This window comes from Methanoculleus sp. UBA430, assembly GCF_002506585.1.
Lineage (GTDB): Archaea > Halobacteriota > Methanomicrobia > Methanomicrobiales > Methanoculleaceae > Methanoculleus.
Genome location: NZ_DAXW01000009.1, coordinates 106,005 through 129,745, shown reverse-complemented (window position 1 = coordinate 129,745; position 23,741 = coordinate 106,005). Strand labels below are relative to the sequence as shown.

General features: G+C 62.4%; 18 protein-coding genes and 2 pseudogenes. 14 read left to right on the top strand and 6 right to left on the bottom strand.

Annotated elements, in window-relative coordinates:
- Positions 1 to 263 precede the first annotated feature (263 nt).
- The 10 genes from BRA49_RS06820 to BRA49_RS06775 all read left to right on the top strand — a co-directional run bounded on the left by BRA49_RS06820 (position 264) and on the right by BRA49_RS06775 (position 10,785).
- Positions 264 to 584 carry a circadian clock KaiB family protein gene (locus BRA49_RS06820; RefSeq protein WP_292384637.1) on the top strand — a complete coding sequence of 107 codons (321 nt, stop codon included), beginning with the start codon at positions 264 to 266 and terminating at the stop codon, positions 582 to 584.
- Between the two features lie 20 nt (positions 585 to 604).
- Positions 605 to 961, top strand: coding sequence for a circadian clock KaiB family protein (locus tag BRA49_RS06815; RefSeq protein ID WP_292384636.1), 357 nt, complete (start codon positions 605 to 607; stop codon positions 959 to 961).
- A gap of 44 nt (positions 962 to 1,005) precedes the next feature.
- Positions 1,006 to 1,701, top strand: coding sequence for a PAS domain-containing protein (locus BRA49_RS06810; protein WP_292384635.1), 696 nt, complete (start codon positions 1,006 to 1,008; stop codon positions 1,699 to 1,701).
- Positions 1,631 to 2,662, top strand: a complete 1,032-nt coding sequence (locus BRA49_RS06805; RefSeq protein WP_292384634.1) for a PAS domain-containing sensor histidine kinase — start codon at positions 1,631 to 1,633, stop codon at positions 2,660 to 2,662. The genes BRA49_RS06810 and BRA49_RS06805 overlap by 71 nt, the downstream gene beginning before the upstream one ends.
- A gap of 165 nt (positions 2,663 to 2,827) precedes the next feature.
- Positions 2,828 to 4,591 (top strand): circadian clock protein KaiC, encoded by a 1,764-nt coding sequence (kaiC, locus tag BRA49_RS06800; RefSeq protein WP_292384632.1) that lies wholly within the window; start codon positions 2,828 to 2,830, stop codon positions 4,589 to 4,591.
- Positions 4,592 to 4,866: 275 nt separating this feature from the next.
- On the top strand, positions 4,867 to 5,145 hold the full coding sequence (locus tag BRA49_RS06795; RefSeq protein ID WP_292384631.1) for a hypothetical protein: 279 nt from the start codon (positions 4,867 to 4,869) through the stop codon (positions 5,143 to 5,145).
- A 59-nt stretch (positions 5,146 to 5,204) separates the two neighbouring features.
- Complete coding sequence (locus BRA49_RS06790; protein WP_292384629.1) at positions 5,205 to 6,107, top strand: DNA-methyltransferase; 903 nt, start codon at positions 5,205 to 5,207, stop codon at positions 6,105 to 6,107.
- Positions 6,107 to 7,351 carry a GntP family permease gene (locus BRA49_RS06785; RefSeq protein WP_292384628.1) on the top strand — a complete coding sequence of 415 codons (1,245 nt, stop codon included), beginning with the start codon at positions 6,107 to 6,109 and terminating at the stop codon, positions 7,349 to 7,351. Before BRA49_RS06790 ends, BRA49_RS06785 begins: the two co-directional genes overlap by 1 nt.
- A 104-nt stretch (positions 7,352 to 7,455) precedes the next feature.
- The gene (fdhF, locus tag BRA49_RS06780) at positions 7,456 to 9,516 is read left to right on the top strand and encodes a formate dehydrogenase subunit alpha (RefSeq protein ID WP_292384627.1); all 2,061 of its coding nucleotides are present in this window, start codon (positions 7,456 to 7,458) and stop codon (positions 9,514 to 9,516) included.
- Between the two features lie 3 nt (positions 9,517 to 9,519).
- Positions 9,520 to 10,785 (top strand): Coenzyme F420 hydrogenase/dehydrogenase, beta subunit C-terminal domain, encoded by a 1,266-nt coding sequence (locus tag BRA49_RS06775; protein WP_292384625.1) that lies wholly within the window; start codon positions 9,520 to 9,522, stop codon positions 10,783 to 10,785.
- Positions 10,786 to 10,799: 14 nt separating this feature from the next.
- Here BRA49_RS06775 and BRA49_RS13610 read toward each other — a convergent pair.
- Together BRA49_RS13610 and BRA49_RS06770 are read right to left on the bottom strand one after the other, a co-directional pair.
- Positions 10,800 to 11,072, bottom strand: a pseudogene (locus BRA49_RS13610) (HPP family protein); the annotation flags it as partial.
- A gap of 54 nt (positions 11,073 to 11,126) precedes the next feature.
- Positions 11,127 to 12,470 (bottom strand): annotated as a pseudogene (locus BRA49_RS06770) (chloride channel protein); the annotation flags it as partial.
- 1,341 nt (positions 12,471 to 13,811) lie between these two features.
- Here BRA49_RS06770 and BRA49_RS06765 point away from each other — a divergent pair.
- Together BRA49_RS06765 and BRA49_RS06760 are read left to right on the top strand one after the other, a co-directional pair.
- Positions 13,812 to 14,684, top strand: a complete 873-nt coding sequence (locus BRA49_RS06765) for a formate/nitrite transporter family protein (RefSeq protein ID WP_292384622.1) — start codon at positions 13,812 to 13,814, stop codon at positions 14,682 to 14,684.
- Between the two features lie 22 nt (positions 14,685 to 14,706).
- Complete coding sequence (locus tag BRA49_RS06760; RefSeq protein ID WP_292384620.1) at positions 14,707 to 15,210, top strand: nucleotide-binding protein; 504 nt, start codon at positions 14,707 to 14,709, stop codon at positions 15,208 to 15,210.
- A gap of 90 nt (positions 15,211 to 15,300) precedes the next feature.
- Here the strand turns inward: BRA49_RS06760 and BRA49_RS06755 are convergent, their stop codons facing one another.
- The 4 genes from BRA49_RS06755 to BRA49_RS06740 are packed head-to-tail and all read right to left on the bottom strand — an operon-like array spanning position 15,301 to position 22,234.
- The gene (locus tag BRA49_RS06755) at positions 15,301 to 16,896 is read right to left on the bottom strand and encodes an ATP-binding protein (protein WP_292384617.1); all 1,596 of its coding nucleotides are present in this window, start codon (positions 16,894 to 16,896) and stop codon (positions 15,301 to 15,303) included.
- A complete protein-coding gene (locus BRA49_RS06750) occupies positions 16,877 to 17,914 on the bottom strand; it encodes a DNA double-strand break repair nuclease NurA (RefSeq protein ID WP_292384616.1) in 1,038 nt (345 codons plus the stop codon). The genes BRA49_RS06755 and BRA49_RS06750 overlap by 20 nt, the downstream gene beginning before the upstream one ends.
- On the bottom strand, positions 17,914 to 21,087 hold the full coding sequence (locus BRA49_RS06745; protein WP_292384614.1) for an AAA family ATPase: 3,174 nt from the start codon (positions 21,085 to 21,087) through the stop codon (positions 17,914 to 17,916). The genes BRA49_RS06750 and BRA49_RS06745 overlap by 1 nt, the downstream gene beginning before the upstream one ends.
- Positions 21,074 to 22,234 (bottom strand): metallophosphoesterase family protein, encoded by a 1,161-nt coding sequence (locus BRA49_RS06740; protein ID WP_292384612.1) that lies wholly within the window; start codon positions 22,232 to 22,234, stop codon positions 21,074 to 21,076. The genes BRA49_RS06745 and BRA49_RS06740 overlap by 14 nt, the downstream gene beginning before the upstream one ends.
- Before the next feature lie 130 nt (positions 22,235 to 22,364).
- Here BRA49_RS06740 and BRA49_RS06735 point away from each other — a divergent pair, with 130 nt between their 5' ends.
- Together BRA49_RS06735 and pscS are read left to right on the top strand one after the other, a co-directional pair.
- A complete protein-coding gene (locus BRA49_RS06735; RefSeq protein ID WP_292384611.1) occupies positions 22,365 to 22,547 on the top strand; it encodes a hypothetical protein in 183 nt (60 codons plus the stop codon).
- On the top strand, positions 22,544 to 23,722 hold the full coding sequence (gene pscS / locus BRA49_RS06730; RefSeq protein ID WP_292384608.1) for an O-phospho-L-seryl-tRNA:Cys-tRNA synthase: 1,179 nt from the start codon (positions 22,544 to 22,546) through the stop codon (positions 23,720 to 23,722). Before BRA49_RS06735 ends, pscS begins: the two co-directional genes overlap by 4 nt.
- The last annotated feature ends 19 nt before the right edge of the window (positions 23,723 to 23,741 follow it).

Here is a 23,741-nt window from a genome sequence, read left to right as displayed (position 1 = left end):
GAGATCTCCGCCCTCAAGCGGATAAACCTGCTTAAATGGTTTTGGCATGGCTGTTTTCCCGGCTCCCACCCGCAGCGTCCCGCCCCCGGCCCGGGGAGCACCCTGGAGCTCGCTCGATCCGGGTCGGGAACAGCACCGGAATTCCGATAGAAGAACCGGTTCCACAGCAGGCTCGAAGCAGGCACCGCCCGGAGAACTGTGGCAACCGAGGCAGCGACCGGCGACGGAATGTTTGAGTAGTCGAGAGGGAAAGAGGAAGTACGATGAGTACGCATCAGGAGACGGTCGGGGAGGAGAACGGAGAGGTATGGGAGTTGCGGCTCTACGTCGCGGGCCAGACACCTAAATCGCTCGCGGCATTCGCAAACCTGAAGAAGTTCTGCGAGGAGCATCTTGCCGGCCGATACCGGATCGAGGTGATCGATCTCGTCGAACAGCCTCAACTCGCGAGAGGCGACCAGATCTTCGCCGTCCCCACGCTGGTCCGGAAACTTCCCCCGCCCTTGAGAAAGATCATCGGTGATCTCTCGAATACGGAGAAGGTGCTGGTCGGCCTCGATCTGCGACCGGGGGATAAAACCTAGATTCTAAGGGGGTTGACCGAGTGAGTAACGAGAGCGACAATCAGGGCCGGAACAGGCCGTTGACCGCGGAAGAGTTCGAGACGGCACTGAAGAGTATGGACTCCCGTTATATTCTGCGGCTCTACGTAGCCGGGATGACCCCGCGGTCGCAGAGGGCGATCGAGAACATCAAGAACATCTTTGAGACGAGCTACAAAGGGAGTTACGATCTTGAAGTGATCGACATCTACCAGCACCCCGAACTGGCAAAAGACGCCCAGATCCTCGCGGTGCCCATGCTCATCAAGCAGCTTCCCCTGCCGATCAGGAGATTGATCGGGGATATGTCGGACGAAGATCGTGTCCTTGTCGGGCTCGGGATTAAACAGCTGGAGTGACTGTGCGCTCCACCGAAAACTACCCTCCAGGTAACCCATCCAACATGAACATTCCCCGATTACCGCGAGAGGAAGAACTCCTCCGCGTGCTGGAAGAACTCTATGGAGGCTTTGCGGAGGCTGAAGAGACCCTTTCGGCGATCCGGAGGGGGGAGGTCGATGCCTTCCTCGTCTCGACGGACGAGGGCGAGAAGGTCTATACCTTAAACACCGCCGAACACCCCTATCGTGTACTCGTCGAGCAGATGTGGGAAGGGGCTGCAACACTCTCCACCGACGGCACCATCCTCTACTGCAACGAGTCGTTCGCCCGGCTTCTCGGCATGCCCCATCAAAGCCTGATGGGAGAGCCGATCCACGCCTTCATCGCCCCTGCCTCTGCAGAGAGTTTCCGGAGGATGATGGAGGACGGGAACCCCTCCGGCACCGCGGGCGAGAGCACGCTCCAGGCGCATGGCGGGGACCTGGTGCCGGTACACCTCTCCCTGAAACTCCTGCGGATGGACGGGATACAGGTCTTCTCCCTGGTTGTCACGGACCTGACCGGGCAAAAGCAGTCGGAGGAACTTCTCAGGAAAGCCTACGCCGAACTCGAGACCCGGGTGAAAGAGCGGACCGCCGAGCTTGCCAGGTCCAACCAGGCCCTGCGCGAGCGAGGAGCGGCTGGCGATGGCTCTCGATGCCGCCAGTCTCGCACCCTGGGAGATCGACCTGGCCTCCGGGAAGGTTATTCCCTCTGAAGCGCTGGTGAAATTGTGGGGTGTTCCCGATGCCGGCGCACTGCAGACCCGCGACGACTGGAGGACCATCGTGGTGCCGGAGGATCGGCCCCGGATCCGGCAGGCCATAGATGAGGCCATCGCCCATAACGGCGAATACATGGCTGAATTCCGCATCCGCCGCCAGTCCGAAGGTTCCATCCGCTGGATTGCAAGCCGGGGCCTGGTGTGCCGGGACCCGGAAGGGCGGCCTCATCGCCTCATCGGCGTAGCCGCCGACGTCACCGAGCAGAAGCGTGCCGAGGAAGAACGGGCCAGGCTTCATCACGAGCTCGAGAGTGCGCACCGGGAGGCGAACCTCTACCTGGATATCCTGACGCATGATATCGGCAACACCGAGAATGTCTCGAACCTTTATGCCGAGCTGCTCCTTGCCACCCTCGACGGTGAAGCTGCCGATTATGCGGCGAAACTCCAGCGGAGCATTGGGAAAAGCATCGAGATCCTTGGCCTTGTTTCGAAGATCCGGCGGATCCATACCGGACCGCCCGATATCCGGCCGGTTGACCTCGATACGATCATCCGCGATGAGATTGGCCGGTATCCTGACGGCAGCATCAACTACGCCGGCGCTTCATCCCTCGTGCTGGGTGACGAACTCCTCCCGGAGGTCTTCTCAAACCTGATCGGCAACGCCATCAAGCACGGCGGTCCCGACGTCGCGATCGCCATCCGGACGGAGGATGCAGGCGGGTTTGTGTGGGTAACGGTGGCGGATACCGGCCCCGGTGTTTTAGATGCCGATAAGGAGGCGATCTTCCACCGCTATGAGAAGAAGCAGCGAGGCGTCGGCGAGGGGCTCGGGCTCTACCTGGCCCGGATCCTGGTCGAACGGTACGGCGGCAGGATCTGGGCCGCCGATCGGGTGCCGGGCCGCCCGGAGTGCGGTGCAGCATTCCAGTTCACGCTGAGAAAGGCCTGAATGTTGTGCCGGGTCCCGGACCCGGAAGACCCCGGACGGGATCGTGTCTCTGCGCGGCTCCATCGGGGATACGGCTCCCTCCGGGCGTCCTGTACGGCGTAACGAAGCACCGGGTCACCAGATTTCGGGGTAATGTATATGGTAAATACAGATCATCAAAAGAATATGGATCAGGCTGCAGGTGCTCCGGCACCGTCCGGGGATACCGAATTCGCTCTGGCAAAGGTGCCGAGCGGCATCCACGGTCTTGACGAGATCACCGCCGGCGGGCTCCCGAAGGGGCGGCCGACGCTGGTCGTTGGAAAGGCCGGGAGCGGGAAGACGCTCTTTGCCATGCAGTTCCTGGTGAGCGGGGCGACGCAGTACAACGAGCCCGGCGTCTTCGTCTCTTTTGAGGAGACGGCGGAGGACCTGGTCAAGAACGTCCACTCCCTCGGCTTCGACCTCCCCCGGCTGATCGCGCAGGAGAAACTCGCTATCGACTATGTCCGGATCGAGAAGAGCGAGATCGAGGAGACCGGCGAGTACAACCTCGACGGGCTCTTCATCAGGCTTGCTTACGCGATCGATTCCATCGGGGCGAAACGGGTGGCGCTCGATACCATCGAGGTCCTCTTCTCAGGTCTCTCAAACGAAGGCATCATCCGCGCCGAACTTCGCCGGCTCCTCTCCTGGCTCAAGGAGAAAGGCGTCACGGCGGTCGTGACCGGCGAGAGCGGCCAGGGCGAAAACCTGACCCGGCACGGTCTCGAGGAGTACGTCTCCGACGCCGTCATCTTCCTCGACCACCGGGTGACCAACCAGATCTCGACCCGGCGCCTGCGCATCGTTAAGTACCGCGGCTCCACCCACGGCACGAACGAGTACCCGTTCCTGATCACGGGGAACGAAGGTATCGTCATCATGCCGGTCACCACCCTCAGCCTCGACCACGAAGCCCTCGAAGACCGGGTCTCCACCGGCATCGAACGGCTCGACGCGATGCTCGACGGCAGGGGTTACTTCCGGGGTTCAAGCGTCCTGATATCAGGCGCGCCGGGCACCGGCAAGACGAGTTTCGCCGCTGCCTTCGCAGACTCGGTCTGCCGGCGGGGTGAGCGGTGTCTCTACTTCGCCTTTGAAGAGTCGCAGGGCCAGATCGTGCGGAACATGCGGTCTATCGGGATCGATCTCCAGCCCTGGATTGATGCGGGAAACCTTGTAATCCGTTCTTCCCGTCCGACGGCGTACGGCCTCGAGACGCACCTCGCCACCATGCTCCGGGATGTGCAGGTCTTGCGGCCCGACGCGGTCGTCATTGACCCCATATCGAGCCTCATCTCGGTGAGCAGCGAGGCAGACGCGAAGGCGATGCTGGTCCGGTTCGTCGATTATCTGAAGGTCAACCATATCACCGGGCTCTTCACCGACCTGACGCAGGCGGAGGGAACCTCTGAACAGACAAAGATCGAGATATCGTCGCTGATGGACACATGGATCCTCCTCAAGTTCATCGAGTCCGGCGGCGAGCGGAACCGGGGCCTGTATGTCCTGAAGTCCCGGGGCATGGCGCACTCCAACCAGATCCGGGAGGTCATCGTCACCGGTGAAGGGATCGATCTCGCGGACGTCTATCTCGGGCCGGGCGGGGTGTTGACCGGCTCGGCGCGCTACATCAGGGAGATGGAGGAGGAGGCGGAGTTGCGGAATCGCGAGGACGAGCTCCGGGTCCGGCAGATCGAGGCCGACCGGAAGCGGAAGGTGCTCGAAGCCCGGATCGCAGCCCTTCAGGCGGAGTGCCGGGGGGTGCAGACGGAGTTCGACCGGTTCTCATGGGAACTGGACCGGAAGAAGCAGGTCCGGTCTGAGGAGAGGGGGCATCTCGCCCGCATGCGGGAGGCGGACCGAACGGCAGGGGATTCCCGGAAAGAGCATGGCGGGGAGCGGTAAGCCGGGAGATGCCTGAGGGGGAGACTCCCTGTGAAGCGCGACCTGCCTTCTCGCGTCCTGCCCTCACCGCCCCGCGTCGCCCGACTGGCACGTCCCTTCCGCCGTGCCGGCATGACCCCGATGCCCAACGGGGAAGATCTCCTCCCCGTCATCGCAACTATATTATTCTCTGTAGAGAATAGTTCGCCGGAACCGGAGGAGCAGCCACGAAGATCAGGGTCACCCGCTGTTTTGCAGAAGAGGGCGGCGATGCGCCCGCAGTCCTGGAAGTCGAGGTGAGCCAGGGCGATGTTCCTTCAGCAGACGAAATCCTCTCGTTTGCGTCCATGCACGGTGATTTCGTCTGCATATCCGACCGTATCTTCCGCCGGTTCGAGATAATCCTCCCGCCGGAGAGCCGTCTTGAGATCCTCAAAGACGCGCTCCTCCAGATCGTCTACCTCGAACGTGAAGGCTCCACGAGCGAAGGACTCAACCCTTATGAGGTAGAGGACTTCATCGACACCCTGGAGCGGACCCGGCAGAAGGTGCTGGGCGAGGACGCAAGATCCTGACACCCGTCCCGGTTCGTTCACCTTTTTGCGGAGGACCGCGAACCTGTAATATGATCTGAGTGGCAGGAGAGGAGAGAGAGACGGACGGACCCGGCGGGCTTGCCGCCAATACCATCCATACCATGGACTGCATAGCGGGCATGCAGCGCCTTCCGGCGGGTTCTGTCGATATCATCGTCACATCGCCGCCCTACAACATCGGCAAGGAATACCGGTCATACAACGACCGGCAGCCCCGTGAAGAGTATCTCGGCTGGCTGGAGGAGGTCGCCGCCGGGGCGGCGCGGGTCCTCGCCGATGACGGCTCGTTCTTCCTCAACATCGGCGGCAAACCCCGGGACCCCTGGATCCCCTTCGACGCCGTCCAGCGGTTCCGCCCCTACTTCGAGCTGCAGAACGTCATCCACTGGGTCAAGGCGATCGCGATCGGGAAGGAGGATGTCGGCGGTTACGAGAACATACTCGGGGACATCGCCGTCGGCCACTACCAGCCGGTGAACAGTTCCCGTTACCTGAGCCAGTGCCACGAGCATATATTCCACTTCACGAAGAAAGGGAGCGTCGCCCTCGACAAACTGGGTGTCGGCGTCCCCTACCAGGACAAGAGCAACATCGGCCGCTGGAAGGCGGCGGAGCGCGACCTCCGGGACCGGGGGAACACCTGGTTCATCCCCTACCGGACCATCCGCTCCTCCCGGCCCCACCCGACCAGTTTCCCGGAGAAGCTCCCGGAGATGTGCATCCGGCTCCACGGCTGCCGGCCGGGGATGCTGGTCCTCGACCCCTTCATGGGCATCGGGAGCACGGCGCTTGCGGCGCTTGCCCTCGGCGCGGACTTTATCGGGTTTGAAATCGACCCGGGATACCGGGAGATTGCCGGGGCCCGGATTGCTGAAGCCCGCCGCGAGATGGAGCAGAAGGCCGGCGGGCCTTATAACCCCATGCCGTCAACGGAAGAGTGATGGAGACCCTCATCCCCTTCGCCGTCGCCATCGTCGTGATAACCGTCGCGTCGCTCAGGTATCACCTCCCCCCGTTTCTCACCCTGGTCGGGACGTCCGTCCTCTTCGGCGCCCTTGCCGGGATGCCGGCGGAGACGCTTATTGCGGCGATCACGGGCGGCGCCGGCAGGATATTCTCCATCCTCGGTATCGTCATCTTCTGCGGAGTCGGCATCGCCCAGGTCCTCCGCGAGAGTGGTCGGATAGAGAATATCGTCGCCGACATCCGGGGCCTGGTGCACCGCCCCCTTGCCACGGCAGGGTCGGCCGGCTACCTCCTCTCCGTCCCGCTGATGTGCGGCATCACCTCGTTCGTCATCCTCGCCCCCATCATCACGCACCTCCAGCCCGACCGGCAGGCGTCAAAGATCCTCCTCTACTGCGCCGGCGTCGCCGGGATGATATCCTACGTGCTCCTCTACCCCCCTCCAGTGGTCTACTCCACCATAACGACGCTCGGCCTCTTTGCCGGCCGGCCCTGGGAGGTCGACCTCGTCACCCTTCCTGTCTCGCTCCTCCTCCTCGCCGGTCTCCTTGTCGCCCTGCGGGCCCGCGGTACGCCTGCGGCGTTGCCGGCAGAACCGGCTCCCATAGCGGGCGGGCGGCACCTTCTCGCCTGGCTGCCGTTCCTGGTCATCGTCTTCGCGCTCGTAGTAGGGTCTTTCGTCCCACCGCTCCACGCCCTTGCAAACATCAACCTGGCGCTTCTTGCCGGGCTCTTTGCCGCACTTCTCACCGTTCCGGCCGACGTCCGGGAGAAGGCGCTTGCCCGGGGGACGAAAAACGCCGGGATCATCATCTTCGACCTCGCCGGTGCCGGAGCGCTCGGCGGCGTCATCGCCGCAAGCACCTTCCCTGCCGATGTGGCCGCGCTCGTTCAGGGTTATCTCCCCATCACCCTCCTCCCGTTCGTCGTCGCCGCCCTGGTGCAGGCGGCACAGGGCTCAAGAGTCGTCACCGCCACCGTCACCGCCACCATCCTCGCCACGATCCCTGCCGCTCTGGCGATCAACCCGCTTGCCCTGGTGCTCATGATCTCTGCAGGAGCGTTCATGTTCTCCTACGTGAGCGACCCCTTCTTCTGGCTGCTCAAACGGACGACCGGCGACGATTTTCCCGCGGTCGTGCGGAACTACACCCTGCCGCTCTCGGTGGCGGGTATCGTCACGCTCGTGGCGGCGCTGGCGGTCCAGGCCGGCCTGTGAGTCGGGTTCCTGCGGCATTCCACCAATATTCCTCAAAAATTCCGCCGGAACCACGTATATTATATAATTCGGGCGTCATGTTGTCCCCGCCAGAGGGAACAACTATGGATATCAAGTATGTATCGACAACATGCCCGTACTGCGGCACCGGGTGCGGGTTCAACCTTGTCGTGAGGGACGGCAAGGTCTTCGATGTGGCGCACTGGCAGCGTGCGCCCGTCAACGGCGGCAAACTCTGCCCCAAAGGACGGTATGCCCACGAGTTTATCAACAGCCCCGACCGCCTGACAACACCGCTCATCAAGAAGGACGGTACGTTCGTCGAGGCGACCTGGGACGAGGCCTACGACCTGATCACGGAGAAGTTCAGGTCCTATAAACCCGGAGAGATGGCCTGTCTCTCCTCCGCCCGGACATCGAACGAGGAGAATTACCTGATGCAGAAGTTCGCGCGGGTGGCGCTCAAGACCCCGAACGTCGACCACTGCGCCCGGCTCTGCCACTCGTCCACCGTCGCGGGCCTTGCGGCGGTCTTCGGATCAGGCGCGATGACGAACTCGATCAAGGACATCGCCGATTCAAAGTGCGTCTTCGTCCTCGGGAGTAATACCTTCGAGCAGCACCCGCTCATTGCACGGAGCATCGTCCGTGCAAGAGAGAGCGGCGGGAAGGTGATCGTCGCCGACCCGCGCTTCACCCCGACCGCCCGACAGGCTGATCTCTACATGCCGTTCGTCTCCGGAACCGATGTCGCCATCTTAAACGGCCTGATGCAGGAGATCATCCGGAACGGCAGGGAGGATAAGGAGTTCATTGCGAACCGAACGAAGGATTACGAGAACCTCAAGGAGGTCGTCATGCAGGAGACTTACAGCCTTGAGAACGTCTCAAAGATCTCGGGGATTCCGGTCGAGAGCCTCAGGACCGCGGCCGAGTGGATCGCAACGGCCGATGCTGCCGCGCTCATCTACTCGATGGGCATCACCCAGCACACCGTCGGCGTCGACAACGTCAAATCGACCGCGAACCTGATGATGCTCACCGGCAACCTGGGCAAGCCCGGCAGCGGCGTGAACCCGCTCCGCGGCCAGAACAACGTCCAGGGTGCCTGCGATATGGGAGCCCTCCCGAACGTCTACTCCGGCTACCAGAAGGTCACCGACGAGGCGACCCGGAAGAAGATGATGGAGATGTGGGGCGTCGAGGATATTGCCGAGGGCAGGGTCGGCTACACCGTCACCGAGATGATCAACGTCCTCGCCGACAAGCCCGGTGAGATCAAGGCGATGTACATCATGGGCGAGAACCCGATGCTCTCCGATCCCGACCTCCACCACGTCGAGGAGGCCCTCCGGAACCTCGAGTTCCTGGTCGTGCAGGACATCTTCATGACCGAGACGGGCGAACTCGCCGACGTCATTCTGCCCGCCGTCTGCTACGCCGAGAAGGACGGCACCCAGACGAACACCGAGCGGCGTGTCCAGCGCTGGAAGAAGGCACAGCAGGCACCCGGCGAAGCGAAGGAAGACTGGCGGATCATCTGCGAGCTCGGGAGCAGGATGGGCTACGAGAAACAGTTTGCGTTCGAAAGCCCTGAAGCGGTCTTTAACGAGGTCGCCGCCGTGACGCCCTCCTACCACGGGATGTCCTACGCTCGCCTCGATCCGGACGGCCTGCACTGGCCCTGCCCGACGGCGGAGCACCCGGGAACGGCGATCCTCCACCGGGAGAAGTTTGCGATGCCCGACGGCCTGGGCGTCTTCTCGCCCATCGAGTGGAAACCGCCCGCCGAGGTCCCGGACGCCGAGTACCCGTTCGTCCTTACGACCGGCCGTACGATCTGGCAGTGGCATACCGGCACCATGACCCGCCGGTCGCGGAGCCTTGAGAAGGAGGCACCCACGGGCTGGATCGAGATCAACCCTGAGGATGCGAGGGAACTCGGCATTAAGGACGACGAGGTCGTCCGGGCGAGCACCCGCCGCGGCACGGTGGACGTCCCCGCGAAGGTGACCCCCGACATCGTGAAGGGTGTCATGTTCATGCCGTTCCACTACAGGGAGTGTGCGGCGAATGTCCTGACGAACAACGCGCTCGACCCGATCGCAAAGATCCCTGAGTTCAAGGCGTGTGCCGTGAAGGTCGAGAGAATCGGGGAGGTGTGAGATATGGCAGGAAAAGGCGATTTACTCTATGCATGGACGACGGACGACGAACTCCGCGAGAAGGCCGAGACCGGCGGAGCGGTGACCGCCCTGCTGCGCCACGCTCTCGAGAGCGGTATGGTTGACGGGGTCTTTGCGGTCCGGAAGGGCGCGGACGTCTACGACGCCCTGCCGGCGCTGATCACCGACCCCGCCGAGATCGGAGGCATTGCGGGCTCGCTCCACTGCGGCACCCTGCTCCTCCCCAAACAGATGCGGCGGTGCCTCCTCGCAACCGATCCCAATATGCGGATTGCGACGGTCCTCAAGGGCTGCGACGTCAAGGCTATCTACGAGATGGCCAAACGCGGGCAGGTCAACCTGGACAACATCATCGTGATCGGCCTCAACTGCGGCGGCACCATCCGGCCGGAGGTAGCGCGGACCGTCGTCCGGGAGAAGCTTGGCCTCGACCCCGACGATGTCGTCAAGGAGGAGATCGACAAGGGAAAGTTCATCGTTGTCACAAAGGACGGCGAGCACGCCTCCGTCTCGATCGATGAACTCGAGGAGGGGGCAGAAGACCTTCTCGGGAACGAGGGGCTCGGCCGCCGGTCCAATTGCCGGCGGTGCAAGATCAAGATCCCGCGTCAGGCGGATCTCGCCTGCGGGAACTGGGGCGTTATTGGGGAAAAAGCCGGCAACGCCACATTCGTCGAGGTCTGCTCCGAGAAGGGCGCGAACCTCCTCAACAGCGCTATCCAGGCCGGCGCCGTGGCGACGGAGGCGGCAAATCCGAAGGGGATCGAGATCCGCGGCAAGGTCGAGAACGCCATGCTGAAACTCGGCGACAAATGGCGGGAACGCTACTTCGGGGCGCTCGGCGAGGGGACGGAGCGCCTGAACCGGATCCGGGAGCAGACCTCCCGGTGCATCAAGTGCTACTCCTGCATCGAGAACTGCCCGATCTGCTACTGTATCGACTGCAGTACGAAGAAGGACTACCTGGTCGAGCCCGGCGTCATCCCGCCGCCGTTCATGTTCCACCTGATCCGGTTCGCGCATATCTCCGACTCCTGTGTCAACTGCGGCCAGTGCGAGGAGCTCTGTCCTGTGGAGATCTCAAACTCGGTCTTCCTGCACGCCATCCAGGTCGACCTCGAGAGGCTCTTTGGGTTCCACCCGGGCGAGGATATGACTCCCCCCGTGCTCGCGCTCGTCGAGGAGAGTTCAGAGCGCGACCGGCTCATCGCGACGGGGAGCGACCAGATCTTTGACGTGTTCAAATGACCTGAATGCAACGCTCAACCATCAACCCTCTTTTTCTCGCCGGGACTGTTTCCTGCCGCCATACCCGGTTCGATCAGGGTGACGGACCCTGTACGGCGTCTCCCTGCCGACTGAGATACCTTCCGGGTATAGGCCTTCATAATATCTGTCCGGGTGATGAAGCCGGAGAGCACCCCCGGATCATCTGCCGGAACAACAGGCAGGTGGTGAATGTCGTGCTCGGTCATCAGGTCCAGGGCATCGCGCAACGTACAGGCATGGTGAACGGTGAATACCCGTGAGCTCATGGCCTCCTTCACCAGGACGTCATGCTCGCCGTTTATCCGGTTATCTCTGACATCATCGAGAGCGATGATGCCGACGAGTTTGCCCTCCCCATCGAGCACCGGAAACCCGGTGTGCAGTGTCTCGTCGATCAGGTGGAGCACCCGTCCAACCCTGTCATCGGGCGATACAGCCAGGATCCGGTCACGGGGCACCATAATATCGCCGGCATGGATATCCTGGAGGATTTCAACCATATACTCGTCCCTGTGAGCAGGAGATTGGGACCGGTCCAGCACCTGCTCACGGAAGATGGTGGACTGGCCGATGAGAATGACCGCCACCGAGACAGCGCCCATCGCCGGCACGAGCAGGGAGAAGTCGCCGGTCATCTCTACGACCATGATCATGACCGCGATGGGTGCATGGGAGATCGCACCGAAGAGGGCGATCATCCCGACGACGAAGAAGACCGGCACGGATTCTGCGGGCACGATGCCGGGGAGCGCGAGGTGCAGCAGGGAACCGAAGGCCCCTCCTGTCGCCCCCCCGATCACCAGTCCCGGTGCGAAGACGCCGCCGCTCCCCCCCGAGCCGATGGTGAGCGATGTCGTCAGGATCTTTGCAAACGGGAGGAAGAGCAGCACCCCGACGGGGAGCATGTTATAGAGGGCAAGTTGCGCAAAGCCGTATCCGGTTCCGAGGCTCCCGAGCCCGACGATTGCCGCTTCGGGAGAGAGGGCCGCAAGAGCAAGGACGAATATGCCGGTGAGAAACGCCCCGGCAAGGGGTTTGAAGTGATTCGGGAGGTTGAACCGGCCGAATATCTCCTTAAAAATCCTGTTCGTCCCATAGAAGGCGTTTATGTAGATCAGGCCGACTGCCGTCGAGACCACGCCGAGGAGGATGAAGAACGGGATCTGAAAGACGTTCCAGGAGGTCGCCGCGGGACCGAAGACCGGTTCAAACCCTTCGACCAGGCCGAACATGGCATATCCGATGACAGAGGCCAGAAACGCGGGAACGATCGCTTCGGTCTCGAAGTCCTGCTTGTAGAGGATCTCCGCGGCGAGGATTGCCCCGCCGAGAGGTGCCATGAAGATCGTGCCGATCCCGGCGCCGACACCGGTGGCGATGGCAAGCCTCCGCTCGCGGGGGGAGAGGCCTAACAGGTCGGCGGCGATCGAACCGAAACCGGCCGAGATCTGCGCGGTCGGCCCTTCACGGCCCGCGCTTCCTCCCGTCGAGATGGTCAGGATGGCGGTGACGGCTTTAACGAGAGGGACACGCCAGCGTACCCGCTTTCCTCCGTGAAACGCCCTGATCGCTGCATCGGTCCCGTGACCTTCCGCCTCCGGGGCAAGGGTGTAGACCAGGATGCCGGAGAGAAGCCCCCCGAAACAGATGACGGGGAGGATCATCCAGAGGTGATCGGGAGGAGCCCACTGGCTGATATCCTGGAGGGTCTGCCCTTCCTTCGGGAGGTTGAACCCGACGATGCCTTCCATGAAAAACGCAGTTCCCAGTTTCAGCCCTTCAAAGAAGAACAGGGCACCGAGGCCGGCGATAAGCCCGACGATGATGGCGATAAGTATGACCCTCCTGTAAGGAGTGACGGCTTCCTCGATCTGCATGAAATCTATGAAATATTTTTCATACGACCTGATATGTTATTTGATTAATTCCCAGTGGAAGTACATTGTTTTTGAATGCACATTGCCGGCCGGCGCTCCCGGTACGGTCTGTGGTGTGGGACGGGAAGATATAGTGTCTGAAGGACGATTCCTGCCTGAGAGGGCACGGAGCGCTTACACCGGATCCGGAAGCAGGTCTCCCGGTGCACCAGGCACTGCTCCTCCTGGAGGGATTGCCCAATCTGATTGGCTGCAGCGCGGAGGAGAAAGTTCCCTTGAGCCCTGTAGGATCCTGCTTCGTTCATGTTCCTGGCTGCGCACGTCCGGCTCCTGCGCCAGCTGCGGCCGGCACGTCCGTCGTGCCGTGCATCGGCCGTCGGGTGACGGGTGGGCGCGCAGCCCGAACCGGGATGCCCCTCCTCCAGCCGTTCGGCACTCCTCTCCAAAATCCGCTGTACATCTTCCAAAGACGCCTGATAACGCTCCTGCAGCGTCCGAACGGCGTCTTCCGAGTTACACGGTCATCATGCGGCGGGAGGGGGACCCTTCCCGGGAGCATACCCCCTGATCGGTCTACAGGGCAGGCTGTACCCGAGGCATGCGTCGGCTACTGCGGCACCACAAAGGCTTACGCCCACGGTGTCTGCAGTCCGCCTGAAGCGAGGTCCGGCACGGAACCGGAGACTGCTCTGGAAGCGAGGCGCTGGCCGGCCTTCTCTTCAAAACAAAGTTAATCTGCCTGACTGAAAGCCGGTCCCTGATGGTCATTCCTGCGCGCATGTCAAGTGCGGTGATAATGCCGTATTTTTTCTGTCCCGGAAGGGGGAATGGGCTACTGCCGGAGACCGGGCGCGCCTGCTCCCGGAATACCGTCGAACATCCCCTAAAACTACCTATATTCTGCGTGGTCTCCAATCCGAAGGTTAAAGCGTTATTTATTGATTCTTCATGTTTAACTATGGAAATTAACTTACAGCGACGATAAATGCCCCAAATGAGGCTCCGTCACCGGGGCACAGCGATCATTTCGAAACCTATTAATAGCACTCTTAAATTACTGATTAATTAGACCTATCCATTCGGATTACTTGATGGTATAGGTAGGACGTTTAGAGAGGTGTATGAAAAATGGTATTCCATCCTCCAGTTGCTATCGTAGCAAAAGCAGGTGATGCCGGGAAGTACAAGGTCGGACTGCCGGCCTGGAACATGCTCCTGCGTGGTGTCCTCTCCGGAGCCTTCATCGCGATGGGTGCTGCCCTGGCGACGGTCTGTTCGACCGGTATCCAGGCAACCGACGTTGCGATGCGGTTCGGTGCGGCAAGCCCCGGTATCTCCCAGCTCGTTCTGGGTGCTGTCTTCCCTGTCGGACTTATCATCACAATCATGACCGGTGCCGAACTCTTCACCGGCGACGCGATGCTCGCCCCCATGGCAGCGTTCGTCCACAAGGTCAGCTGGGCAAGCGTGCTCAACCTCTGGGTCTGGGTATATATCGGCAACTTCATCGGGTCGGTAATCTTTGCGTACATCATGGCATACGGGCCGTGTGTCAGCTACGATGCCGCCGGAGTCGCAACGGTCACCGCATTTGGTACGAGAGCGATAGGCATAGCGGCCGCAAAGACAGGTTACGTCGGTGGTATGGCGCTCTGGTCGTGCTTCCTGAAGGCAATTGCCTGTAACTGGCTCGTCAACCTTGCTGTCCTGCTCGGTATCTGCGCCGACGACGCGATCGGTAAGATCGTCGGTATCTGGTTCCCGATCTTCGCCTTCGTTGCCAGCGGGTTCGAACACAGCATTGCGAACATGTACTTCATCCCGGCGGGTATCTTCGTCACAGGTATTGACCCCACAAAGGCAGTCGCGACGGTCAACTGGGTGAACATGTGGACCAACAACGTAATTCCGGTCACACTCGGCAACATCGTCGGCGGTCTGTTCTTCGTCGGTGTCCTCTACTGGGTCGCATTCAGAAAGGAAATTGCAGCCCTTAAGTAGATCTAAGTAGACCTGATTAACGATGCAGATCGGAAATATCAAAGTGAGGGTGTCGGCCGTTGTACTGGCCGTCTTCCTCTTTTTTGTTGTCTTGATGGCAGCGTATGTCCTCACTACAGGGGATGTATACCTGCTGATCTGGGGCGTACCTGTGGCCGTCATGCTGGTTCTCATACCGCTAGCGCTCAACTACATGAGCCAGTCACAGTATACGTCACTGGTGCCTATGTACGAAGCAGAAGCGAAGAACGCCCGGATACGGGAGATCAACCTAAACATGCTCGGGGAACCGGTACGCATAAAGGGTGTCGTCGAACGTGTGTATTTCCAGTTCCTCAACCGGCCGCAGTACCTCGTCGCCGACCGGACCGGTGAGATATCGGTCAAGATGTTCACCTCGCCGGCACACAACGTACAGAAGGGGGATGTGGTCGAGGTGCTCGGGACGGTCGTCAAACGCTACATCCTGTCCGGGGATGCGGTCATCAACTGCGTCTCGATACGAAAAATCGAGAAAGTCCAGTAATCCTGATGCCCCCGGGGCGTCAAGCAATTCAGTGAAGGGACAGTTGACACAGGATAGGATCCTGCCAACATCACCTTCGCGCGTTTCTTCTCAAAATGTCGTATCAAGCCCGTCGTCGATCGGCCGGACCACCGGTCTTGTGTTGAGGTCCTGAACGTACTCCTCGAAGAGATGGATCCGGGTGCTCACCGGGAACGGTATCCCGATGGTGCTGATGACCGCTTCTCCCGGTTCAAGCGTCTGGATCTCGGTGTCCAGGCGCGATAGGTCCTGCTTTGCGCTGCTTGCGATGATATCGCGGTCTCCCCGGTCTGAGAGCCCCATCACGACGAAGGTGTTCAACTGGGCAAGGACCCGGGCGTCGATGTTCTTCGGCTGCTGGGTCACCACACAGAGCCCGACACCGAACTTTCTCCCCTCCATCGCGGCTTCCCGGAAGATCTGGGTGCTCCCGGGTCCTGACCCCAGCACCCGCTGCGCCTCCTCGATGGTGATCAGCACCTGCTTTGGCTCCTCATCGCCTCCGGCCCCTTCCCCCTGGTGGTTGCGCATGATCTTGCGCGTTATGATCGAGAGGACAAAGAGTTCGCTCTGCTCGCTCATTCCCGGGATATCGATCAGGACGACCTTGTTCTCGTGGAGCGCCTTCACGATCTCCGGGATCGAGGAGCCCTGGCGCCGGAAGAAGCCCCGGTTCCGGTTCATCATGCCCGTGATGCGCCGCTGCATCACCGAGAGCGTGCTCGGTGAGAAGTTCTTTAAGTCCCGGGCAATCCGGGGATGGCGGCCGGTGTAGGTCTCGGCGTCGAAGGTTGCAAAGTCGGTGGTCTGGAAGAAGTCGATCACGTCGGAACCCGGCGTGCTCTCGAGCATCTCCACGACCTCGCGCTGGGGCGGAGAGTGCTCGTAGAGCAGGAGGAGGTCGGGCGCCCTGAAGTCGTCGTGGTCAAGGTAGAGCTGGTCCAGACGGTACTTCTTCCGGAACTGCTCCGACCGGGTGGAGAAGACGGAGAGCCCGTCCCGGCCGGCCTGGTAGTGCAGGAGTCCCCGGGTATCCTTGCCGCTCGACGACCGCCCGCCCGCCACGTACTCGCCGTGCGGGTCGACGATGAGCAGCCCGAACGCCCGGGCCTGCATACAGGATGCGCAGAAGACCTTCATGAAGTTGCTCTTCCCCATGCCCGTCGTCGCGAAGACGCCCATGTGCTGGCGCATGACGGTTGAGGGGAGAGCGACCTGCACGTCCTGCAGGACGTCCTGGCCGGTCTTCATCACCCCGACCTCGATATCGCCCATCACCTGCCGGAGGAATGCAAAGTCATCCGAGCCCGGCCGCTCCACGCGGGAGAACTTCGCCGGAATTGTCCGGGGTTTTCGGAAGGTGCCGTCAGCGCCGACGTACCCGAGCGGGAGCGCCTCGACGAGGATGAAGACGTCCTCCCCTATGGTGTAGAAGTGCTCGGTATGGGGCCGGGTGTCCCAGTTCGGGTCGGAGAAGTTGCAGTCGTGGAGGAGGTCGCTCACTTTGGCAAAGAACGTCAGCCCCTTGACGTCGTCGGTGATCTTCAAGATGTCCCCGAGAAAGAGTTCTTCGTCGTGGGGGACGGCAAACCGGTAGCTGAGCACCCGGTCCCCGATCAGGCGGTATTTCGAGGCGTCGCCGCCGTCAATATCGATCAAATTCATCGTGGTAGTCTCCAAAGATGCCGGTGTAATCGGCAAAGGTCATGCCGAGCAGGTCCATGTCCCGGACGATGTCCCGGCGGACCTGGTCAACCGCGTCCCTTCCGATCTTCGTGGTGAGGTGGGCGTCGAGGAGCGGGTACGGGTAGCCCGTGACCCTCCCGTCGTCGGCAAAGAACGCGAGCGCCGAGAAGACCCGTTCGACGTTGTCCGGGCCGTAGTATTTCGGGATCTCCACCTTGAACGCCCGCTGTGCCCGCGGGTGCAGCCGCGTAACGTACTGCTCGCCCCGCTGCTTCCAGGGGCGTGCCTCCTGCCGATCGATGAGGCCCTCGGCGGCGGAGACGCAGAGATACCAGGGCTCACGGACGGAAAGTTCGCGAGCAAGCCCCTCTGCCGCCGGGATGATCGGGTGCCCCCCACCCCAGGTGAGCGACGTTCGTTTCGTCACCGCGGCGATGAGCACCCCCCGGAGGTTGCAGAGGTTCAAGAGTCTCTCGATGACCTCGTCATGGCTTGCATGGCGGACCTGGAGCGTGCCGTCGAGGACGATGAGGTCCCCGGTATCGAGTTCCGCGGCCATCTCCATCGCCGCCCAGTACTCGAGGGTGTCGCGTATGACGGCGGTGTTCCGGACCGGGTCGTCGTGGTCGAGGTGCGCCTTCGGGGTGCAGTGAAAACAGTCGTAAAAGAGCGTGTCGAAGTCCTCGTTCCCGGTTCCCGGGTTGACCGTAACGACGTAGAGGGGCGTCGTACGGTGGCAGAGGCGGGCACTGCCGGCATACGCGCTGACCGATGCCCGGACGGCGGCGATGGCGAAACTGCCTGCGTCGAGAATTATGGTGTTGCTCCCGTCCACCGCGCAGACTGCCCCGTCGAACTCGGGCCGGCAGCAGCGGTATGATGACGTATCAAACCCGCTGCACGCCGAAAACCGCTCGGGAAGGTCCTCGGGGGCGGACTCCCGGATCCTTCCGGCGACCCGCCGGATGGCGTCCTGGTAAAAGGTCTTCCGGTCCATCATTCGAACTCCCGGACGCGGCTTGCCTGGTCCGCCCCCATCTCGACCATGAGCGTCGTCGAGAACTCATCCTGGACCTCGGTGATATGGGATATGAGGAGAATCTGGGGGAAATGAGCCTCCTGGGTCCGGAGCGCCCGCAGGAGGTTATTACGCCGCCCTTCATCCTGGCTCCCGAAGATCTCGTCGAAGATCAGGAACGTGGAGTCGTGCACCCCGTTCACCTCGGCAAGGAACCGGGAGAGGGCGACCCGGAGGGCGATGGCGATGTCGTCCTGCTCTCCGCCGCTGAACCGGTCGGCCGGGTAGTCGTCTCCCATATCGTGGACGAGGACGGTGAAGTCGTCGTCGAGCATCACCGTCCCGTAGCGCCCATCGGTGATCTCGGCAAGCACCCTCCCCGCCTCCTCCTCGATCCTGTCCCTGACCACCTGCAGGAGGTAGTCCGTGTAGTCCTTGATGAGGGTGCGGGTCAGTTTCAGGCGCCCGATCTCCCTGGTGAGCGTCTCCTGCTGCCGGGAGAGGTCCTCCGCCCGGGAGAGCCTCCCTGCCTCATTCTCGATCTCTGCCGCCAGGCCGGTTATGCGAGCGGTGATTGCGTACCGCTGCTCCCGTGCCGCCGCAACCTCCCTCTCGCGGCCCGCGACTGCCTCCTCTGCTGCCGCGACCGCTCGTTCGTCAAACCCGAGGTCGCCGATGGCCGCCCCGACCCGGAGCAGGTCGGCCTCCCGACTTGCGAGGAGGTCCTGCTTTGCCTTGAGCGTCTCGAAGAGGCGTGGAACCTCCTCGAGGCGGACCCGGAGCTCAAGCGCTCTCCGGTGCGCCGCTTCGGCACGGCTGCACTCCTCACCAAGGCGTGCGAACCGTTGCGGGTCAAACGAGAGGCGGATGAGTTCAGCCCGGGCGACCTCCAGCCTCTGCCGGAGAGCGTCGACCCGTGCGAGAACAGCCTCCTGCTCCTTCTCCAGCGCCGGTCGCCGCGCGAGACGGGCCTGTGCCTCCGCGTAGGCGCGGTATGACCCCTCAAGTGCCTGCGCTTCGGCATCAAGGCGCTGCCGGACCACGGGGTCGAACCCGATCCGGGATACCTTCGCCTCGGTCTCCTCTTTTCCGGCGAGGTAGCCCTCGACATCCTTGATGAGCCGCTGCCGCTCCTCCTGGAGGGCGGGGAGGCGGCTGCACTCGCCCCGGAGGGTGTCGGCCGCTGCCCGCTTCTCCACGAGAGCGTGGATGCGCTCCTTGAGGGCGATATGCACCGCCGGATCGTATTCGTCCATGCCGAGCGCCTGCATCGCCGCACGGTGTTCTTCGGCCTCGGCCCGCCACCGCTGCACGCTCCTTCTGCTCTGGTCGTGCCGCGACGAGTAGAGCGCGTGCTGCTCCTTCAGGCGCTGGCAGTCGATGCGCTGCCGGGAGAGGTCCTGCAGAGCGGCGACGAGGTTCTTGCGGTCGGCGGTCGCCCTCGTATACTCGTGTTCGAGGTCTGCAAGCGTGGCCTGCATCGACGTGGTAGCGGCTGCAAGGTCGCCAACCAGTTCCTCGTAGTGCTCGCCGAGTCCCTGGTGGCACGTCGGGCAGGAGCCTTCCGGGCCTGCGGCGAGGATCTCCGCCCGGTGTTCGGCCAGTTTCCGGATCTCGTCGCGGATCGCCTCCTGGCGTTCGGCACAGGCGCTGATCCGGGATGTCAGGTAGTCTTTCCGGCTCTCCGCCGACTCGATCTCCCCCTCGATGGCGCCCATCCCGGCGAGCTGTCGGGCAAGCCCGGCGATCTCGCTCTCGAGCAGGCTCATCTCGTCTGTTGCGGCGCGGACCTCCCGGAGGCACCGCTCTTCCTGCCGGGCGTACTCCTGGGCTTTGAGAAAAGCCTCTTCCCGGGCCCGGAGGTAGTCGAGGTCCTCGATCTCCGCTTCGATCGCGCGAAGGTGTCGTGTCTTCTCCTCGATCGCTTCGATCTCCAGCCGATTCTCCCGGACACGGCGCTCCGTCTGGGAAAAGCGCTCGTCCATGCGGGCGAGTTCCTCACGGAGGGCGTCGTACTCCGGCTGGAGTGCCTTCATCGTCGTGAGACGGTCGCGGAGGGCCTGCCACTCCCCGACCTCCCGGGCAAGGGCGGTAACCGCCTCCTCGTCCTCTGCAAGTGCGGTGAGTTCGGCCTCAATCTTCGCGTTGCGTTCTCCGTACTCGCGGACCTGCTCGTTTGCGGCATGCACCTCGAGGACCCGGCGGTCGGTTGCGGCCTTCGCCTCCGCCATCACGACCATCTCCGCCTTCAGAGGTTCGTAGCGGTCGGCGAGAGGCGTGAGTTCTGCAAGTTCGGCCTGCAACCGCCGCCGCTCTGCGATCTCCGCCTCCCCCTCCCGGCACTCGGCACGGAGTCGTGTGATCTCCGCCGTGAACACCTCCTCCTCGTTTCTGAGGTGGAGATACCGTTCGCGCACGGAGAGCAGCCGGTCGCGTTCTCGTCGGGCATCCTCGAGCAACTCCACGGCACGCCTATCGATGGCACCTGCCTTCTCTGAGGCTTCTTCAACACCGGCGAGATCGGTGTGGAGTGCCGAGAGGCGGTCGCGGATCCCGTCTGCATCGAGCTCCCGGAGCCGCCCGGAGAGTTCCAGGAAAACCCCTTCCCGGGCATCGACCACCTTCTTCAGGTCTTCCATGCTGTCTTTCCTGAGGTAATCGATGCCCAGCACCTGCATGAACCAGTCCTTCCGGGACCCGGCCCGGCTCTCGATCAGGGCAAGGAGTTCCTTCTGCCCGGAGTAGATGGTGTTCCGGAGGTCTCCCGGGCCCATGCCGACGATCCGCTGCACCTCCTCTCCTACCTTCTGGACGCTGCTCGCGAGAAGTCTCTGGTTCAGGTAGAGGTTTGCCTCGTGGAGGGTCGAGGAGGGGCGGCGTTTGAACCTGCGGACGACGGCGTAGTCGTTGCCGGCGACCCGGAAGTCCAGGCGGACCTCGCAGACGTCCTGTGGGCCGGCAAAGGAACTGACGATGTAGTTTCCGTCGAGCCCGGTCCCCTGGAGGCCATAGAGGGCGAAGAGGATCGCGGCGACGATGCTGCTCTTGCCGGTCCCGTTGTTCCCGACGATGCCCGTGATGCCGTCCTGGAAGGCGATCTCCTGATCACGGAACCGCTTGAAGTTCCGCATCCGGAGTTTATTCAGCAGCACGCTCTCCCTCTTTATGGCGTGCGATGGCCGACCGGAGGACCGCCGTCCCGGTCCTCTTCACGAACTCTTCCTCGCCGGGGGCAAGGTGCTCCCGCTCCACGAAACGCTCGAACTCACCGATGTAGTCCAGACCGACGAGTGAGTCTTCGCAGAAGATCCGGGACGGATCGTCGGCGGTTATCACCTGCAGTTTGAGGTCCAGCACTTGAGCCCGGACGTCCGCGAGCGCCTTCTGGTCAAGTGCGCGGAGCGTCTCGCGCCGTATTCCATCGAGCGTGACCCGGCAGATCGCGCGGTCGATCCGCTCACCTGCGGTACCGGCCGCGTCGAGGATGCCCTCCACGACCTCACGGGCCGAGAGGCCGTCGCAATTGATCCGGCCGAGGCTGATCATGGGGGTGCGCGGGAGGTCGATCTGCTCGACCTCCCCGGACTCGAGGTCCACGGCGAGGCCGCCCTTCTTCTCCGCGATCTCTCCGTAGTTGCAGTACTCAAGTGACCCGCTGTACCAGGCGTTGTCGGCGACCTGCACCTGGCCGTGGAAGTGGCCGAGAGCGATGTAGTCGAACCGGTCCGAGAGGATCGTCGTGTCCAGTTCGTGCTCGGCGACGGTGTGCAACCGCCGGTCCTTCAGGATGCTCGCAAGGCCGTGGGTGACAAGCACGTCTGTGCCGCCGGAGTACTCGACCTCCGCAAATGCCGTCCGGTACCCTTCGGGGAGGAGCATATTCGGTATCAGGTGAAAGACGGTGTCCCCCAGTTCGACCCGCCGATAGCGGTTGTTGTGAGCGACGTAGAGGTCGCCTGCAGCGTAGCCTCCCCTCTCAAGCACCTCAAACGGCGATGCCGTATACCGGGTCTTGGCCATGCTGTGGTTGCCCGCAACCACGAGCACCGGGATCCCCGCGTCCCGCAGGCGGGAGAGGGCGTCGAGCGCCGTCGTGTAGGCGCGGGTCTTCGGTTTGACCTGGTGGAAGAGGTCGCCTGCATGGACGAGCGCGTCGGGACGCATCGCGATGATCCGGTCAACAGAGGCAAGGAAGTTGTCGTAAATGAACTGTTCGCGCAGGTTCATCCCGGTCTCCGGATCTACTCGGTTAAAAGCCGACAATCCGAGATGCGTGTCTGCTAAATGAACGATCTTCATGCCCACTAAATCTCCATGTCCCTAGAGTATAAATGCCTGTTCAGCGCGGTGTGAAAGTGTGCGGCATAGGCTCAGTGCCCGAAACACGCGTAACCTAATATATCCTCACTGATATTTGTATGGTGATCTCGTGTCAAAAAGAGCCGTTGACGCAGTTTTTCAGGCACTCTTCCTCCTCTCCGACATCCGATTCCTCCTGCGGGAGACAGCCCCGCAGCACGACCTTGACGAGGCAGAGCAGAAGCGTGCCGCAGCCACGCTCGAGAAGGTGAAGCGGCAGATCGCAGTCATCGAAGAGGAGCTGGTCCGGTGAGGTGCGCAGTCGATATCGAAGCCCGTGACGTCGAGGAGATGTACATCAACATCGACCCGATCCAGGCCGGTGGGCGGCTCACTCCTGAAGCCATGAAAGCGGCGATATCCTTCGGCGACGGCTATTCGGTCTGCGACAACTGCCGCAACCCTCCCCGGCTCGACTATATCAAGAACCCCCCTATCGCGCAGTACCACGCGGACCTCGCCGCGTGGCTGAATATGGATACCGCGCGGGTGGTCCCGGGAGCGCGCCGGGGGTTCCAGGCGGTTGCAAGCACTCTCGTCTCGAAAGGCGACCCGGTCATCCTCACGGCGCTCGCCCACTACACCGAGTTCATGGCAATCGAAGCGGCGGGCGGGATCCCCCGGGAGATCCCGAAGGACGAAAAGAACCACATCACTCCCGATGCCGCAGCAGAGAAGATCGAGGCGGTGATCCGGGAGTTCTCGCGGACCCCGCCCCTGCTCTTCGTCGACCACGTCGACTACCAGTTCGGGAACGTCCACGACGTCGCAGGAATCATCAAGGTCGCCCACCAGTACGACATCCCGGTCCTCGTCAACGGTGCCTACACCGTCGGGATCATGCCTGTCGACGGCAAAGCGCTCGGCGCCGACTTCGTGGTCGGGTCGGGGCACAAGAGCATGGCGGCCCCGGCGCCCTCCGGTGTCCTCGCGACGACGAACGAGCACGCAGCGCGGGTCTTCCGGATGACACAGGCAAAGGGAGACGTCACCGGCCGGACGTTCGGCATGAAAGAGGTGGAGATGATGGGCTGCACCCTGATGGGCGTCACCGTCGTCGGGATGATGGCCTCGTTCCCCCACGTCAGGGAGCGGGTGCAGCACTGGGAGACCGAGGTGGCGCATTCGCAGGCGGTCACGGATGCCCTCCTCTCCATCGAGGGGACAAAGGTCCTCTCCGACTACCCCAGAAAGCACACCCTGACCCGGATAGATACCCGCGGCTCCTTCGATATGGTGGCACAACGGCACAAGAAACGTGGATTCTTCCTCGCAAGCGACATGAAGAAGCGGGGGATCACCGGGGTCATCCCCGGCTCCACGAAAGTCTGGAAGTACAACACCTTCGGGTTGACGGAAAAACAGATCCGGCACGTCGGGGAGTCGTTTGTCGGAGTTGCGCAGGATAACGGGCTGAATACTGTCTGAGGAACCCCGAGACATTTTT